The organism is Pseudomonas sp. HMSC076A11 (assembly GCF_001810205.1).
Lineage (GTDB): Bacteria > Pseudomonadota > Gammaproteobacteria > Pseudomonadales > Pseudomonadaceae > Pseudomonas > Pseudomonas aeruginosa.
In genome coordinates this window covers 167,691-181,508 of record NZ_KV800315.1, presented here as the reverse complement: position 1 = coordinate 181,508, position 13,818 = coordinate 167,691, and the positions used below count along the sequence as shown (strand labels likewise).

At 67.2% G+C, this 13,818-nt stretch carries 15 protein-coding genes; 2 read left to right on the top strand and 13 right to left on the bottom strand.

Annotation, left to right across the window (positions count from 1 at the left end; translation table 11 throughout):
- Positions 1–5 precede the first annotated feature (5 nt).
- The 6 genes from HMPREF2716_RS21545 to HMPREF2716_RS21520 all read right to left on the bottom strand — a co-directional run bounded on the left by HMPREF2716_RS21545 (position 6) and on the right by HMPREF2716_RS21520 (position 5,471).
- Positions 6–737 (bottom strand): proteasome-type protease, encoded by a 732-nt coding sequence (locus tag HMPREF2716_RS21545; RefSeq protein ID WP_003120324.1) that lies wholly within the window; start codon positions 735–737, stop codon positions 6–8.
- A gap of 81 nt (positions 738–818) precedes the next feature.
- On the bottom strand, positions 819–1,619 hold the full coding sequence (locus HMPREF2716_RS21540; protein WP_003100717.1) for a transglutaminase family protein: 801 nt from the start codon (positions 1,617–1,619) through the stop codon (positions 819–821).
- The gene (locus HMPREF2716_RS21535) at positions 1,616–2,569 is read right to left on the bottom strand and encodes an alpha-E domain-containing protein (RefSeq protein ID WP_003087742.1); all 954 of its coding nucleotides are present in this window, start codon (positions 2,567–2,569) and stop codon (positions 1,616–1,618) included. The genes HMPREF2716_RS21540 and HMPREF2716_RS21535 overlap by 4 nt, the downstream gene beginning before the upstream one ends.
- 2 nt (positions 2,570–2,571) lie before the next feature.
- Positions 2,572–3,984, bottom strand: coding sequence for a circularly permuted type 2 ATP-grasp protein (locus HMPREF2716_RS21530; protein WP_003087741.1), 1,413 nt, complete (start codon positions 3,982–3,984; stop codon positions 2,572–2,574).
- A gap of 349 nt (positions 3,985–4,333) precedes the next feature.
- Positions 4,334–5,032: a type 1 glutamine amidotransferase gene (locus tag HMPREF2716_RS21525; RefSeq protein ID WP_003100718.1), complete on the bottom strand. Its 699-nt coding sequence runs from the start codon at positions 5,030–5,032 to the stop codon at positions 4,334–4,336.
- A 97-nt stretch (positions 5,033–5,129) separates the two neighbouring features.
- The gene (locus HMPREF2716_RS21520; protein ID WP_003087738.1) at positions 5,130–5,471 is read right to left on the bottom strand and encodes a ribonuclease E inhibitor RraB; all 342 of its coding nucleotides are present in this window, start codon (positions 5,469–5,471) and stop codon (positions 5,130–5,132) included.
- Positions 5,472–5,823: 352 nt separating this feature from the next.
- Here HMPREF2716_RS21520 and HMPREF2716_RS21515 point away from each other — a divergent pair, with 352 nt between their 5' ends.
- Positions 5,824–7,881, top strand: a complete 2,058-nt coding sequence (locus tag HMPREF2716_RS21515; protein ID WP_009876228.1) for a putative bifunctional diguanylate cyclase/phosphodiesterase — start codon at positions 5,824–5,826, stop codon at positions 7,879–7,881.
- A 170-nt stretch (positions 7,882–8,051) separates the two neighbouring features.
- The gene (gene bglX, locus HMPREF2716_RS21510) at positions 8,052–10,346 is read left to right on the top strand and encodes a beta-glucosidase BglX (RefSeq protein ID WP_031801303.1); all 2,295 of its coding nucleotides are present in this window, start codon (positions 8,052–8,054) and stop codon (positions 10,344–10,346) included.
- 102 nt (positions 10,347–10,448) lie between these two features.
- Here bglX and pscL read toward each other — a convergent pair whose 3' ends face one another.
- The 7 genes from pscL to pscF are packed head-to-tail and all read right to left on the bottom strand — an operon-like array spanning position 10,449 to position 13,817.
- Positions 10,449–11,093: a SctL family type III secretion system stator protein PscL gene (pscL, locus tag HMPREF2716_RS21505; RefSeq protein WP_003120328.1), complete on the bottom strand. Its 645-nt coding sequence runs from the start codon at positions 11,091–11,093 to the stop codon at positions 10,449–10,451.
- Positions 11,072–11,692: a SctK family type III secretion system sorting platform protein PscK gene (pscK, locus tag HMPREF2716_RS21500; protein WP_031801304.1), complete on the bottom strand. Its 621-nt coding sequence runs from the start codon at positions 11,690–11,692 to the stop codon at positions 11,072–11,074. The genes pscL and pscK overlap by 22 nt, the downstream gene beginning before the upstream one ends.
- Positions 11,693–11,700: 8 nt before the next feature.
- Positions 11,701–12,447 (bottom strand): SctJ family type III secretion inner membrane ring lipoprotein Psc, encoded by a 747-nt coding sequence (gene pscJ, locus HMPREF2716_RS21495; RefSeq protein WP_031801305.1) that lies wholly within the window; start codon positions 12,445–12,447, stop codon positions 11,701–11,703.
- Positions 12,444–12,782, bottom strand: coding sequence for a SctI family type III secretion system inner rod subunit PscI (gene pscI / locus HMPREF2716_RS21490; RefSeq protein WP_003120330.1), 339 nt, complete (start codon positions 12,780–12,782; stop codon positions 12,444–12,446). The genes pscJ and pscI overlap by 4 nt, the downstream gene beginning before the upstream one ends.
- Positions 12,782–13,213, bottom strand: coding sequence for a YopR family T3SS polymerization control protein PscH (pscH, locus tag HMPREF2716_RS21485; RefSeq protein ID WP_003100725.1), 432 nt, complete (start codon positions 13,211–13,213; stop codon positions 12,782–12,784). The genes pscI and pscH overlap by 1 nt, the downstream gene beginning before the upstream one ends.
- Positions 13,210–13,557: a YscG family type III secretion system chaperone PscG gene (gene pscG / locus HMPREF2716_RS21480; RefSeq protein WP_003100735.1), complete on the bottom strand. Its 348-nt coding sequence runs from the start codon at positions 13,555–13,557 to the stop codon at positions 13,210–13,212. Before pscG ends, pscH begins: the two co-directional genes overlap by 4 nt.
- A gap of 2 nt (positions 13,558–13,559) precedes the next feature.
- Complete coding sequence (gene pscF, locus HMPREF2716_RS21475) at positions 13,560–13,817, bottom strand: type III secretion system needle filament protein PscF (protein ID WP_003087729.1); 258 nt, start codon at positions 13,815–13,817, stop codon at positions 13,560–13,562.
- Position 13,818: the final 1 nt, after the last annotated feature.

Sequence of the window (13,818 nt, the reverse complement as noted above, 5' to 3'; positions counted from 1 at the left end):
CGGCGTCAGATGTTGTACGCCGAGGGCGGCGACGGCAGGCGCTCCAGCAAGTCGTGCAGGCCGGCGCTCCACTGGCGGCGGATGGCGCTGAAATAGGCGTCGTCCTCGGTGACCCGGTAGCCCTCCGGCAGGATCAGGCTGTCGCGGTGGTAGACCAGCAGGTCCAGCGGCATGCCCACCGAGAGGTTGCTGCGGATGGTCGAGTCGAACGACACCAGCGCGCAGCGCAGGGCCTGCTCCAGCGGCGTGTCGAAAGTCAGGTTGCGGTCGAGGATCGGCTTGCCGTACTTGCTTTCGCCCAGTTGCAGGAAAGGCGTGTCCGGCGTGGCCTGGATGAAGTTGCCCTGGGGATAGATGCTGTACAGCGCCGGCGGTCCGCCGGCGATCTGCCCGCCGACCAGGAAGGAACAGCTCAGGTCGGTATTGCCGGCCAGATTGCCGCCGTCGCGGGCCAGCACCTCGCGGGTGGTCTCGGCGACCAGCGCCGTGGCGTCGTAGACCGAGGGCACGTTGAGCAGGCTGGCGCCGTCCCGGCGGATGCGCTGCTGCAACAGGTTGATCACCGATTGCGAGGTCGCCAGGTTGCCGGCCGTCTGCACCACCAGCAGGCGCTCGCCAGGCGTGCCGAAGGTGAACAGCTTGCGGAAGGTGGCGATATGGTCGATCCCGGCGTTGGTCCGCGAATCGGAGGCGAACACCAACCCATCGGCCAGGTGCATCGCGACACAGTAGGTCATCTCGAATCTTCCTTATTCCGTCCGTCCCCGCCCCTCAAGCGTAAAGGCAATCGCCGATAACGCCAGGCGCGCAATGGATCGTCACTGTTGCTGCACCTGCAGCAGCGGCGCGCTGACCAGCACCCTCGCATGCATCTGCTCGCAACCGCCGCCACGGCGCAAGCCGCGCACCGGGCAGGCATCCAGGTAGTCGAGGCCGACGGCCAGCTTGAGATGGCGCTCCGGACGGCCGAGCCGGTTGGTCACGTCGAAGCTGTACCAGCCGTCGCCGAGCCAGGCCTCGGCCCAGGCATGGCTGGCCAGGTGCGTATCGTCCTCGGTGTAGAGGTAGCCGGAGACGTAGCGCCCCGGCACGCCCTGGCTGCGGACGCAGGCGAGGAAGGCATGCGCATGGTCCTGGCAGACCCCGGCGCGTGCGCCGAAAGCCTCGATGGCGGTGCTGTCGACGCGGGTCGCCCCCGGCTGGTAGAGGATATGCTCGTGCAGCGCATGCATCAGGTCGAGCAGGCCGCCGCGGTCCTTGCGGCCGCCCATGGCGCGTTCGGCGAAGGCGCGCATCTCGGCATCGGCGCCGGTCAGGCGGGTGCTGCGCAGGAACGGCAACGGCGACTGGCGATCGTGCTCCACCTCGCGCTCCTCGTCGATCTCGACCAGGCCGTGGGCGGCGATCAGGACCGACTCATGCGGTTCGTCCAGGGTCAGGACGTGCAGGATGTTGCCGTACGGATCGCGCAGCGGCCGCGCCGGGCGCGGCAGGTCCAGGCGCCAATCGACCACGTGCTGGCGCTCGCTGTCCTGCGGGGTCAGGCGCAGGTACTGGATGCTGGCGCGCACCCGGTCTTCGTAGCGATAGGTGGTGTCGTGGGTGATCGAGAGTCTCATGCGGCCTCCAGGTAGGAGCTGTGAATGGCGTTGGCCAACTGGCGAACCAGCAGGATGTAGTCGGTGATCCAGGTATGCAGGCCCTGTTCCAGCACCTCGTCGATGCCGGTGTAGCGCACCCGCGCCTCCAGCTCGGCGGCCAGGCGCTGCGCCGGCCGGCCGTTGACGCCGGGCAGGCCGGAAAGGATCTCGCTCAGTTCCTCGATGCAGGACAGCAGCGAACGTGGCACGTCCTCGCGCAACAGCAGCAATTCGGCGATGTTGCGCGCGTTGGGCGAGGCGCGGTACAGCTCGGTGTAGCCCTCGAAGGCGGATAGCGCCCGCAGCAGCGCGCTCCACTGGTAGTAGCCGCGCGCGGTGCCCTCGTCCGCCCCGGCGAGCGCCGCTTCGCCCTGGGTCTGGTAGCGCGCATCGAGCAGGCGCAAGGTATTGTCGGCGCGTTCGATGAAGGTTCCGAGACGGATGAAGCGGAACGCATCGTTGCGCATGCTGGTGGCGAAGGTCGCGCCGCGGAACAGGTGCGAGCGGTCCTTCACCCATTCGCAGAAACGACTGATGCCATAGCGCAGGATGCCCTCGGCGGCGATGCCGCGCATTTCCAGCCAGGTGGCGTTGATGTTCTCCCACATGTCCAGGGTGATCCGCCCGCGTACCGCATGGGCACTGGCGCGCGCTGCGGCCAGGCAGCTGTAGATGCTCGCCGGGTTGTCCGGGTCGAGGGCGAAGAAACTCAGCAGGCGCTCGGCGGCCAGTTCGCCGTGGCGCTCCAGGTAGGCGTCGAGGGTGCCGGTGATCAGCAGCGGCATGGCCAGTTCGTCCAGGCCGCCACCGTTGCGGTCCTGCGGCAACAGCGACAGCGAGTAGCTGACGTCGAGCATGCGGGCGAGGTTCTCCGCGCGTTCCAGGTAGCGCGACATCCAGTACAGGTCGGAAGCGGTCCGGCTGAGCATGCTTATTCCTCCACCACCCAGGTGTCCTTGGTGCCGCCGCCCTGGGACGAGTTGACCACCAGCGAGCCTTCGCGCAACGCCACCCGGGTCAGCCCGCCAGGCACCAGGCGAACCCGATCCGGCGCCGACAGGACGAACGGCCGCAGGTCGATATGGCGCGGCGCGACGCCGCTCTCGACGAAGGTCGGACAGGTCGACAGGGACAGCGTCGGTTGCGCGATATAGGCCTCCGGGCGAGCCTTCAGGCGCTCGCGGAACAGCTCGATTTCCTCCCGGCTGGCCGCCGGTCCGACCAGCATGCCGTAGCCGCCGGAACCCTGGGTCTCCTTCACCACCAGCTCCGGCAGGTGCGCCAGGACGTGCGCCAGTTCCTTCGGCTTGCGACATTGCCAGGTCGGCACGTTGTGCAGTAGCGGGTCTTCGCCGAGGTAGAAGCGGATCATGTCCGGCACGTAGGGATAGATCGACTTGTCGTCGGCCACCCCGGTACCGATCGCGTTGGCCAGCACCAGGTTGCCGGCCCGGTAGGCGGCCAGCAGGCCGGGCACGCCGAGCAGCGAATCCGGGTTGAACGCCAGCGGGTCGAGGAAGGCGTCGTCGATCCTTCGGTAGATCACGTCCACCGGTTGCGGTCCGGCCGTCGTGCGCATGTAGACCCGCTCGTCGCGGACGAACAGATCGGCGCCTTCGACCAGTTCCACGCCCATCTCGCGGGCGAGGAAGGCGTGTTCGAAGTAGGCGCTGTTGAAACGTCCCGGCGTCAATACCACCACGCTCGGCGATTCGACGTCACTGGCCCGCTTTAGGGTGTCGAGCAGCAGGTCCGGGTAGTGGTCGATCGGCGCCACGCGCTGGCGGACGAACAGCTCGGGGAACAGGCGCATCATCATCTTGCGATTTTCCAGCATGTAGGAAACACCGCTGGGCGTGCGCAGGTTGTCCTCCAGCACGTAGTAGTTGCCGCTGCCGTCGCGGACCAGGTCGACCCCGGCAATGTGCGCGTAGACGTTGCCCGGCAGGTCCAGTCCCTGCATCGCCAGTTGGTACTGGTCGTTGGCCAGGACCTGCTCGGCAGGAATCACCCCGGCCTTGAGAATGCGCTGTTCGTGGTAGAGGTCGGCGAGGAACAGGTTCAGCGCCTGGACGCGCTGGATGCAGCCGGCCTCGATGTGCGCCCACTCCGCCGCGGGAATGCTGCGCGGGATGGTGTCGAAGGGGATCAGGCGCTCGGTGCCCTGCTCGTCGCCGTACAGGGTGAAGGTGATGCCGGCGCGGTGGAACAGCAGGTCGGCTTCACGCCGGCGTTGCAGCAGTTGCTCTTCAGGGGTGTCGGCCAGCCAGCGAGCGAATTCCCGATAATGCGAGCGGCATTCGCCGCCAGCATCGTGCATCTCGTCGTAAAACATGCGTGCCATGCCGGACTCCTTGTCGTCACGAACGATGGGGAACTCGCAAAGCCCGTGCCAGCGCGCGGATCACGGCTCGTCGGCGATTCGCAGGGTCGGCGCGGCGGGTTCGCCCCAGTCTGGTGCATCCTGCCCACAGGGAGAGGAAGGGCGCCCCGTTCGACGGCATGCGCGCCCCGCGGCCACGGACCGGCATCGACCTGCCGATCGCGAAGCGACCTGTGGGACCGATAAGTCTAGAACAGACCCGGAAGGGAGACGGCTTATCCCCTCCCTTCCATGCAGACAGCCGTCTCGCTCGAACGAGCGATAAAGCGGACCGGCGGTAGTGCCAGGGGGGCGCCCGCGGCCGGGAAGGTCAATCGATCAGCGACAGCCAATGACGGTAGAAACCCTCGGCCACCCGATTCAGCCCGGCAATCCTGGCAGGCAACCCGGCCAGCATGTCCTCGGCGGATTGCTGGCTGGGCTGGGAGGGATCGAGCAGGTGCGGCCAGCCGGCGATCCAGCGCCGCACCAGTTCCTCGGTCATTTCCGGATGGCCTTGCAGGCCGAGTACGTGACCACCCCAGGAAAACCCCTGGTTCTCGCACCAGGGGCTGGACAGCAGGCGCTCGGCGCCCTGCGGCAGGTCGAAGGCATCGCCGTGCCACTGGAAGATCGAGAAGCGCTCCGGCAGCCCGGCCAGCCATGGACTGTCGCGGCTTTCCCGCTGCATGGGCTGCCAGCCCATTTCGGTGTAGGGCTGTTGCCGCACCGTCGCGCCCAGGGCGCGGGCCAGCAACTGGCCGCCGAGGCAATGGCCGATCAGCGGGATGCGCCGCTCGATGAAGCGACGCAGCAGCGCCAGTTCGTCGCGCAACCAGGGCAGGTCGTCGTTGACGCTCATCGGCCCACCCATGATCGCCACCGCTCGCGGGCGTTCGGCGTCGAGACCGGCGAGTTCGCCGAGATCGGCGCGGATCACGCGGAAGTCCAGGCCGCGCTCCGCCAGCACGGCACCCAGATGGCCTGGCGGACAGAACTCGGCATGGGTCAGGATCAGAATATCGCTCATGGCTTACCTCCTTCCCCAGTCTGCAGGAAAGCCTTCGAGGAAGGAAAGCCCGACGCAGGAGCCCCGGCCCGGGATCGCGGCCGGGGTCCCGCCGCCGTCACGGACGCAGCGAAGTGACCTCCTGGGTCACGCCCCACCCGTCCAGCACGCCGCCCAGCGGCACCACGACTTCCTCCAGGTCGTGTTCGAAGGCACCGATGGCGGCATGGGTGGCGTACATCACCTTGCTGACCTGCAGGTTCCAGGAGCCATCGTCGCGAGCGACGACCTGGGCCCTGAGCGACTCGCCGCGAAACTGGCCCGCGGCCTGGCGGGCCTCCCGCTCACTGGGAAAGATGGCGAAGAAGTCGATGGGATGGATGCGCGCGAAGTCGAAGCCGCCTTCTTTCATGCGACGCAGGACATTCACGCTGACATCATCCGAGAAGGGCTTTTCCATGAGACGCACCTCCTGTCGAGACATTCAGAAAGTTCACCGATTCCCCATTCAGCTGAAGCCATCGTCGGCGATCATGAGAGTTTTTTGATCAAGCCAGAGGAAGATCGGACGACCATGGCTTCTTTCAGGGTAGCGTCAACCTGCCAGCGCTGCCGAGCTTTCCGCCGCCTGCCCCGGCGGGCGGCGACCGGCGGCAGACAAAGCGCTGTACAAAAGGCCCGGCCGTTGAGCAAGATTCCGCCTGCGCCGGCGACCGTTGGTCCTGCCCGATGGCATTGGCGAAAGCGACTCGTGCAATAATATCAGGTTGATATCAACCGCTTCTCTCCCGCTATCCCGTTCGGACGCTTTCATGCTTATCAGCAGCTACAACCAGGTTCTTGTCGCCTTTTCCCTGATTGTGGCCATCCTGGCGTCCTACACCGCTCTCGACATGGCCGGCCGGGTGACCCTGGCGAAAGGCCGCGAGGCGCTCTCCTGGCTGATCGGCGGCGCTTTCGCCATGGGCTTCGGCATCTGGTCGATGCATTTCGTCGGAATGCTCGCCTTCAGCCTGCCGATCCCGCTCGGCTACGACCTGGGCCTGACCCTGCTGTCGCTGCTGCTGGCCGTCGGCAGTTCGGCCTTCGCCCTCTGGCTGGTGTGCCAGGCGGAACTCCCCTGGCAACGCCTGGCGCTGGGCGCCCTGCTGATGGGCAGCGGCATCGCCGCCATGCACTACACCGGGATGGCCGCTCTGCTGATGATGCCGGGGATCGTCTACGACCCGCTGTGGCTCGGCCTCTCCATCCTGATCGCGGTGATCGCCTCCGGCGCCGCGCTGTGGATCGCCTTCCGCCTGCGCCATGGCAGCCGGCGCATCGTCCTGGTCCGCGCCGGCGCCGCCCTGGTGATGGGCTGCGCCATCGTCGGCATGCACTACACCGGGATGGCCGCCGCGCAGTTCCCCCTGGGCAGCTTCTGCGGCGCCGCCGGCCGAGGCATCGACAACGGCTGGCTGGCGGTGCTGGTCATCGTGATCACCCTGGCGGTGATCGCCATCGCCCTGATCGTCTCGGTGCTGGACTCGCGCCTGGAGGCACGTACCTCGGTGCTCGCCACCTCCCTCGCACGAGCCAACCGCGAGCTGATCCAGTTGGCCCTGCACGACAACCTGACCAAGCTGCCCAACCGCATGCTCCTCGACGACCGCCTGGAGCAGGCGATCCAGCAGGCGATCCGCGACGATCGCCGGTTCGCCGTGCTGTTCATGGACCTGGACGGCTTCAAGGCGGTCAACGATGCCTACGGCCATCACCTCGGCGACCTGTTGCTGATCGAAGTCGCCGAGCGTATCCGCGCCAACGTCCGCGCCCAGGACACCATCGCCCGCCTCGGCGGCGACGAGTTCGTCCTGCTGATCGAGGCCCGAGAGCCCGCCGACGCCGCGACCCTGGCCGAGAAGCTGGTGAAGCGGATCAGCCAGCCGTACCAGATATCCCGCCACGAGGTGCGGATCTCGGCGAGCATCGGCATCGCGCTCTACCCCGGCGACGGGCAGACCCGCCACGAGCTGATGATCAATGCCGACGCGGCGATGTATCACGCCAAGGACCAGGGACGGAACGGCTACTGCTTCTTCGAGAGTTCGATGAACGCCAACGCCCAGGAACAGTTGCAACTACTGCATGACCTGCGCCAGGCCCTGGAGCGCCGGCAACTGGTCTTGCACTACCAGCCCAAGGTACTGGCGCCGAACGGACCGATGATCGGCGTGGAAGCGCTGCTGCGCTGGGAGCATCCGCAACACGGGCTGATCACCCCCGGCCAGTTCCTGCCGCTGGCGGAAAAGACCGGCCTGATCGTGCAGATCGGCGAGTGGGTGCTCGACGAAGCCTGCCGGCAGATGCGCCTCTGGCTGGACGGCGGGCATGCGGAGTGGAACATCGCGGTGAACCTTTCGGCCCTGCAGTTCGCCCATGCCGGCCTGGTCGACTCGGTGCGCAACGCACTCCTGCGCCACAGCCTGGAGCCCAGCCACCTGATCCTCGAGGTGACCGAATCGACCGCCATGCGCGATGCCGATGCCAGCCTGGTGATCCTCGAGCAGTTGTCGGCGATGGGCGTCGGCATCTCCATCGACGACTTCGGCACCGGCTACTCCAGCCTGCTCTATCTCAAGCGCCTGCCGGCGAGCGAACTGAAGATCGACCGTGGCTTCATCAACGAGCTGGCCCACGACAGCGACGACGCCGCAATCGTCTCGGCGATCGTCGCCCTCGGCCGCACGCTGAACCTGAAGATCGTCGCCGAGGGCGTGGAAACCGAGGCCCAGCAGGAGTTCCTGACCCGCCTCGGCTGCAATTCGCTGCAAGGCTTCCTGCTCGGCAGGCCGATGCCGGCCGAGCAGTTGCTCGCCAGCGTCGCCTGAGCGCCGCCAGCGGCGCGCCACGTGACCTGTCAGAAGCGGCAGATTCGCCCATCGCCGTCTCGTTGACTTCCGCCCGCGCTGCGAACACCTTATGTCGCGCCCGCCGGGCGGCATGCCGCGACATGTCACGCCGCCACGACGAGCGTCTATCCAATAACGAGAAAACATGCATGAACAGGCTGTGTGTACTGGGGCTTCTCATCGGGCTGAGCGGGAGCCCGGCACTGGCGGCTGGCCAGGGCGAATCCGGCAATCCGCCGGCTACCGACAAGGAGCGTTTCATCGCCAGCCTGATGGCTCGCATGAGCAACGCGGAAAAGATCGGCCAGCTACGCCTGGTCAGCGTCGGCGCCGACCATCCCAAGGAAGCGCTGATGGCGGACATCCGCGCCGGCAAGGTCGGCGCCATCTTCAATACCGTGACCCGCCCGGACATTCGCGCCATGCAGGATCAGGTCCGCCATAGCCGCCTGAAGATCCCGCTGTTCCATGCCTACGATGTGGCCCACGGCCACCGCACCATCTTCCCCATCAGCCTCGGCCTCGCCGCCAGCTGGGACCCCGAGGTGGTCGCCCGCAGCGCGCGGATCTCCGCCCTCGAAGCCAGCGCCGACGGGCTCGACATGAGCTTCTCGCCGATGGTCGACATCACCCGCGACGCGCGCTGGGGGCGGGTCTCGGAAGGCTTCGGCGAAGACACCTACCTGACCTCGCTGCTGTCCGGCGTGATGGTCCGTGCCTACCAGGGCTCCAACCTGGCCGCCCCGGACAGCATCATGGCGGCGGTCAAGCACTTCGCCCTGTACGGCGCGGCCGAAGGCGGCCGCGACTACAACACCGTGGACATGAGCCTGCCGCGCATGTTCCAGGACTACCTGCCGCCCTACAAGGCCGCGGTGGACGCCGGCGCCGGCGCGGTGATGGTCTCGCTGAACACCATCAACGGCGTGCCCGCCACCGCCAACCGCTGGCTGCTGACCGACCTGTTGCGCCAGCAGTGGGGCTTCAAGGGGCTGACCATCAGTGACCACGGCGCGGTGAAGGAACTGATCAAGCACGGCCTCGCCGGCAACGAGCGGGACGCCACGCGCCTGGCGATCCAGGCCGGTGTCGACATGAACATGAACGACGATCTCTACTCGACCTGGCTACCGAAGCTGCTGGCGGCCGGCGAGATCGACCAGGCCGACATCGATCGCGCCTGCCGCGACGTGCTGGCGGCGAAGTACGACCTCGGCCTGTTCGCCGATCCCTACCGGCGCCTGGGCAAGCCGGACGACCCGCCGTTCGACACCAACGCCGAGAGCCGCCTGCACCGCCAGGCCGCCCGCGAGGTGGCTCGCGAAGGACTGGTCCTGCTGAAGAACCGCGACGGTCTGCTGCCGCTGAAGAAACAGGGGCGGATCGCCGTGATCGGCCCCCTGGCCAAGAGCCAGCGCGACGTCATCGGCAGTTGGTCGGCAGCCGGCGTGCCACGCCAGGCGGTAACCGTCTACCAGGGCCTGGCCAATGCCGTCGGCGAGCGTGCCACCCTGCTCTACGCCAAGGGTGCCAACGTCAGTGGCGACCAGGCGATCCTCGACTACCTGAACAGCTACAACCCGGAAGTCGAGGTCGATCCGCGCTCCGCCGAGGCGATGCTCGAGGAGGCCTTGCGCACCGCGCGCGACGCCGACCTGGTGGTCGCCGTGGTCGGCGAATCGCAGGGCATGGCCCACGAGGCCTCCAGTCGCACCGACCTGCGCATCCCGGCCAGCCAGCGGCGGCTGCTGAAGGCACTGAAGGCCACCGGCAAGCCGCTGGTGCTGGTGCTGATGAACGGCCGACCGCTGTCGCTGGGCTGGGAGCAGGAAAACGCCGACGCGATCCTGGAAACCTGGTTCAGTGGCACCGAAGGCGGCAACGCCATCGCCGACGTGCTGTTCGGCGAGCACAACCCCAGCGGCAAGCTGACCATGTCCTTCCCGCGCTCGGTGGGCCAGGTTCCGGTCTACTACAACCACCTGAACACCGGCCGGCCGATGGACCACGACAACCCCGGCAAATACACCTCGCGCTATTTCGACGAAGCCAACGGCCCGCTCTACCCGTTCGGCTACGGCCTCAGCTACACCGAGTTCAGTCTCTCGCCCCTGCGCCTGTCCAGCGAACGGCTGGCCCGCGGCGCTACCCTGGAAGCGCGGGTCACGCTCAATAACAGCGGCAAGCGCGCCGGCGCCACGGTGGTCCAGCTTTATCTGCAGGACCCGGTCGCCAGCCTCAGCCGTCCGGTGAAGGAACTGCGCGGGTTCCGCAAGGTGATGCTGGAGCCCGGCGAATCGCGGGAGATCGTCTTCCGCCTCGGCGAGGCAGACCTGAAGTTCTACGACAGTCAGCTCAGGCACACGGCCGAGCCGGGCGAGTTCAAGGTCTTCGTCGGCCTGGATTCGGCGCAAACCGAAAGCCGCAGCTTCACCCTGCTCTGAAGGCGCCGACCGCACCGCCAGCGTCGCCGCCGCGGGCGAACGGCAGCGTCTCAGCCCTCGGCCCGGAGCCAACGCCCGGGCCGGGGGCGGCGCCTGGTTCCCTCAACCGGCGTCCCCTTCCTCCTCGCCGCTCCGCGCCACGCTCTCCGTCAATGCGGCCTGCAACGCCGCCAACTGGCTGTCGAGCGAAGCGTCGATGATCCCGATCTCGGTTTCCAGGATGCAACCGCCCTGGTCCAGCCGGGCATCGCCGACCACTTCCAGGTAGCCCACCTCGGGGAAATCCTTGAGCACCCGGGCGACCTGCTCGCGCACCGCGGCCAGTTGTTCCGGCTGGACGTGCAGGATCACCTGCTTCTGGTTGCTCACCAATGCCAGTGCCTCGCGCGTGGCCGCCAGGGTCAGCTCGACAGCGTCGTAGTGGCGCAACACCTTGCGCACCGCCTGCAGCACCACCTCGCCAAGCTGGCGATCGACCTGCCGGTAGTAGCGATTGCAGCGCAGTAGCGTTTCCTGGATCAGCCCGGCCTGGCGCAGACGCGCCTCCTCCAGTCCGGCCTCCCAGCCCAGGCGCTTCTGCTCCTGGTAAACCTCGTGGGCCTCGCGCTCGATTTCGGCGGCACGCTCGCGGGCCGCTTCCACCAGGCGGTTGGCGCTGAGGTAGTCCTGGTAGTCGCGGGCGCGCAACAGGGCCTGCCCAGGGGCCAGCCGTACGCGACTGGCGTCTAGTTCAACAAATGGAAGCATTCATCGCTCGCTTGTCGGGCGACCTTCAGGCACAGGGTCCGCGCCAGGGATCGCCGTTGTTCGTCGAAGGTCCAGTCCGCCGGGGCCGACATGGCCTCCAGGCGCAGGCGCAGGCGCCGCGAGAAACCGCAGTCGGCATCGCTACAGGCGGCCAGCCAGAAAGCCAGGCCGCAGCGCCGGAAATAGCCTTCTTCCGGGTTTTCCGGCAAGGCCCGCTGCCAGCCGGGTGGCCAGCGACCGATGAGCAGGTCGAGCTGCTCCAGGCAGAAACGCTGGCCCTGTTCGCCGATCTGCGCGCGGATGCGCCGTACCCGCGCACCGTCCAGCACCTGCCGCAAGGCCTGGCCGTGCAGCAACGCGCCGAGCCAGCCCAGGGTCCGTTCCAGCGCCGCCTGCGGGTAAAGGGCCAGCCCGCCCAGTTGCGCGGGCATGCGGAACGCGCAGTCCAATTCCAGTTGCTCCAGCAGCCAGGCGTTGAGAACGCTCTGTCGCCGCCAGTCCGGCAGCGCCGGCAGCAACCGCAGCAATACCGCGGGCAGGTGCGACTCGTGGATGTAGCGGGCCGGGCAGAAGCGCAACTGGTAGGCCGTCAATGGCATCGCGCCGCTCAGCCCCGTTGCCGGTGCCAGAAGAACTGCGCCAGGTTGCTCGCCAGCAGCAACGCCAGCAGCAGGCCGAACAGACCGAGCAGGCGTCCGCGCGAGTGCTCCGCCACCTGGATCGAGAAGACACTCTCGAAGCGTGGCGCCAGCGGGACCTGGCGGACCCCGTCCGACGGCACCAGGACCACGCTGATGCGGTCGTAGCTGAGTCCTTCGATGCCGTTGTTCACCAGTTGCTTGATCTGCGGCACGTAGGCATCCAGTTGCACGTCGGCGGCGTGCTTGATGAACACCGAGGCCGATGCCGGCGAGGACTTCCTGCCCAGTCCGTCGCGCTCCTCGGGCAGCACCACATGGACCCGCGCCACCAGCACGCCATCGATCTCGGAAAGGGTATGGGAAATCTCCTGGGCCTTGGCGTAGTTGAGCCGCGCGCGCTCTTCGATGGGCGAGGAAATCAGCCCGTCCTTGGGAAACACATCCTTCAGTGTGGAGAAGTTCTCCCGCGGATAGCCCTTGCGCTTGAGCACCTCCACCGCCTCGGCGATATCCGATTCCTCCACCAGCAGGCGCACGGTGCCATCCTTGTCCGCCTGTTTGTCCGCGGAAACACCCTCCGAACGCAACAGCGCCAGCATCTCGTTACCTTCCTTCTGGCTGATCCCGGTATAGAGTTCGACCTTGCACCCGCCCAACGCCAGGACCAGCGCCAGGAGCGCCATGCGCGACAGACCTTTCACCGTTCGCCTCATTGGGTCTTCATCAGGGTTTCGACGTTCTGGCTCATGCGCCCGACGGTCTTGGCGATCAGCTCTTCCTGCATGGTGATGCGCATCAGCGACCACTGCATCTGCATCAGGCTGTTGGGATCGTCGCCGGGCGTCGACAGCTCCACCTGCAACTCCTGCTTGGCCTGGCTGAAACGCTCCCTGATCTGCCCCAGTTCGCTGAGCAGGTCGCCTCCCAGGCTGCCGGCACCGCCCATCGCCCGTTCGAACTCGGCGACGTGGGCCGCGCCGGCCGGGCCGCCGGAGAGTTCTTCGAGACTGGTGATCTGCGCCTGGGCGCCCATCCGAGAGATATCCATCATGACTCCAGGTCGAGTTTGTGGCTGTTGCGCACGAGGTTGTCGAGCATGCCGTTGAGCGGGATCAGCACCTGCAATTCTCGACGCGCCAGTTGCGCCAGGTATTCGCCGCCCGGCGCATGCTCGACTGCACCGAGCAACTGGAGGAGAAAGGTTTGCTGCTGGCGTCCCAGCGGCAGTTCCGCACGGAGCATCGCCTTCAGCTCCAGGCGGTCCGCCTCCAACCCTTGCAGCGGCTGGGCAAAGCGCTGCAGCAGGCGCTCGCCGAGAGCGCCGTTCTCCAACCCGGCCAGGCGGCGTCCGGCCGCCGGCGGCTCGCCGCCGAGGGCCTGCTCGAAAGCCAGCACCTGATCGACAGCCGGCAGGTTCGCCGCCTTTGGACTGGCCGACGGATAGACGGCGAATCCCGGCGGCGTGTCGATGCGGCTCATGTCCGCACCTGGGCGCGCATGCCGGCGGCGAAGTCGGCCAGGGCAGGATCGCTGCTGCCGCCCAGCCCGGCCAGCCTGCGGTCCAGCGCGGCGCCCAGCCCCAGGTGCCACTCGCACAAGGCGAACCAGGGCTCCAGCGCCGGCCAGGGATTGCCATGGGCGAAGGCCAGGGCTTCCTGATAGCGCCCCTGGTTGGCCAGGCTGGAAATCCGGATCAGCCGCGCCGCTTCGTCCTGTCCGAGGCGCTCCAGCCACTCGGCGATGCACAGCGCCTCTTCGTGGCAGTGCTGCCCGCTGCCGGCCAGCGCCAGTTCCGCCAATTCGCGTATCAGTGAAGTGTCCATGTTCAGATCTTCTGCAGGATGCCTTGCATCAGGTCGCGCAGCGCACGGGTCACCGTCGAGTTGATGTTGTAGATGACCGACCACTTGTTGATCTTGTGTTGCAGCTCGGCCAGCAGCGCCGGGTTGTCGGCATTGTCGGTCCCCTGCAAGGCCTTGATCGCGTCGTTGACGTCCTTGTTCGCTGCGTTGGCCTGCTCCTTCAGGGCATTGGCCACGGTATCGAGGGTATTCCCCGGGTTGGGGTTGAATATCTGCGCCATG

Excerpts from the sequence above, each read along its gene's own strand:
- pscK (WP_031801304.1), bottom strand. The coding sequence starts at position 11,692 with ATGCCATTGACGGCCTACCAGTTGCGCTTCTGCCCGGCCCGCTACATC.
- HMPREF2716_RS21535 (WP_003087742.1), bottom strand. The coding sequence starts at position 2,569 with ATGCTCAGCCGGACCGCTTCCGACCTGTACTGGATGTCGCGCTACCTG.
- HMPREF2716_RS21530 (WP_003087741.1), bottom strand. The coding sequence starts at position 3,984 with ATGGCACGCATGTTTTACGACGAGATGCACGATGCTGGCGGCGAATGC.
- pscF (WP_003087729.1), bottom strand. The coding sequence starts at position 13,817 with ATGGCGCAGATATTCAACCCCAACCCGGGGAATACCCTCGATACCGTG.
- bglX (WP_031801303.1), top strand. The coding sequence starts at position 8,052 with ATGAACAGGCTGTGTGTACTGGGGCTTCTCATCGGGCTGAGCGGGAGC.
- pscG (WP_003100735.1), bottom strand. The coding sequence starts at position 13,557 with ATGGACACTTCACTGATACGCGAATTGGCGGAACTGGCGCTGGCCGGC.
- pscH (WP_003100725.1), bottom strand. The coding sequence starts at position 13,213 with ATGAGCCGCATCGACACGCCGCCGGGATTCGCCGTCTATCCGTCGGCC.
- pscJ (WP_031801305.1), bottom strand. The coding sequence starts at position 12,447 with ATGAGGCGAACGGTGAAAGGTCTGTCGCGCATGGCGCTCCTGGCGCTG.
- HMPREF2716_RS21525 (WP_003100718.1), bottom strand. The coding sequence starts at position 5,032 with ATGAGCGATATTCTGATCCTGACCCATGCCGAGTTCTGTCCGCCAGGC.
- pscI (WP_003120330.1), bottom strand. The coding sequence starts at position 12,782 with ATGGATATCTCTCGGATGGGCGCCCAGGCGCAGATCACCAGTCTCGAA.
- HMPREF2716_RS21545 (WP_003120324.1), bottom strand. The coding sequence starts at position 737 with ATGACCTACTGTGTCGCGATGCACCTGGCCGATGGGTTGGTGTTCGCC.
- HMPREF2716_RS21515 (WP_009876228.1), top strand. The coding sequence starts at position 5,824 with ATGCTTATCAGCAGCTACAACCAGGTTCTTGTCGCCTTTTCCCTGATT.
- pscL (WP_003120328.1), bottom strand. The coding sequence starts at position 11,093 with ATGCTTCCATTTGTTGAACTAGACGCCAGTCGCGTACGGCTGGCCCCT.
- HMPREF2716_RS21540 (WP_003100717.1), bottom strand. The coding sequence starts at position 1,619 with ATGAGACTCTCGATCACCCACGACACCACCTATCGCTACGAAGACCGG.
- HMPREF2716_RS21520 (WP_003087738.1), bottom strand. The coding sequence starts at position 5,471 with ATGGAAAAGCCCTTCTCGGATGATGTCAGCGTGAATGTCCTGCGTCGC.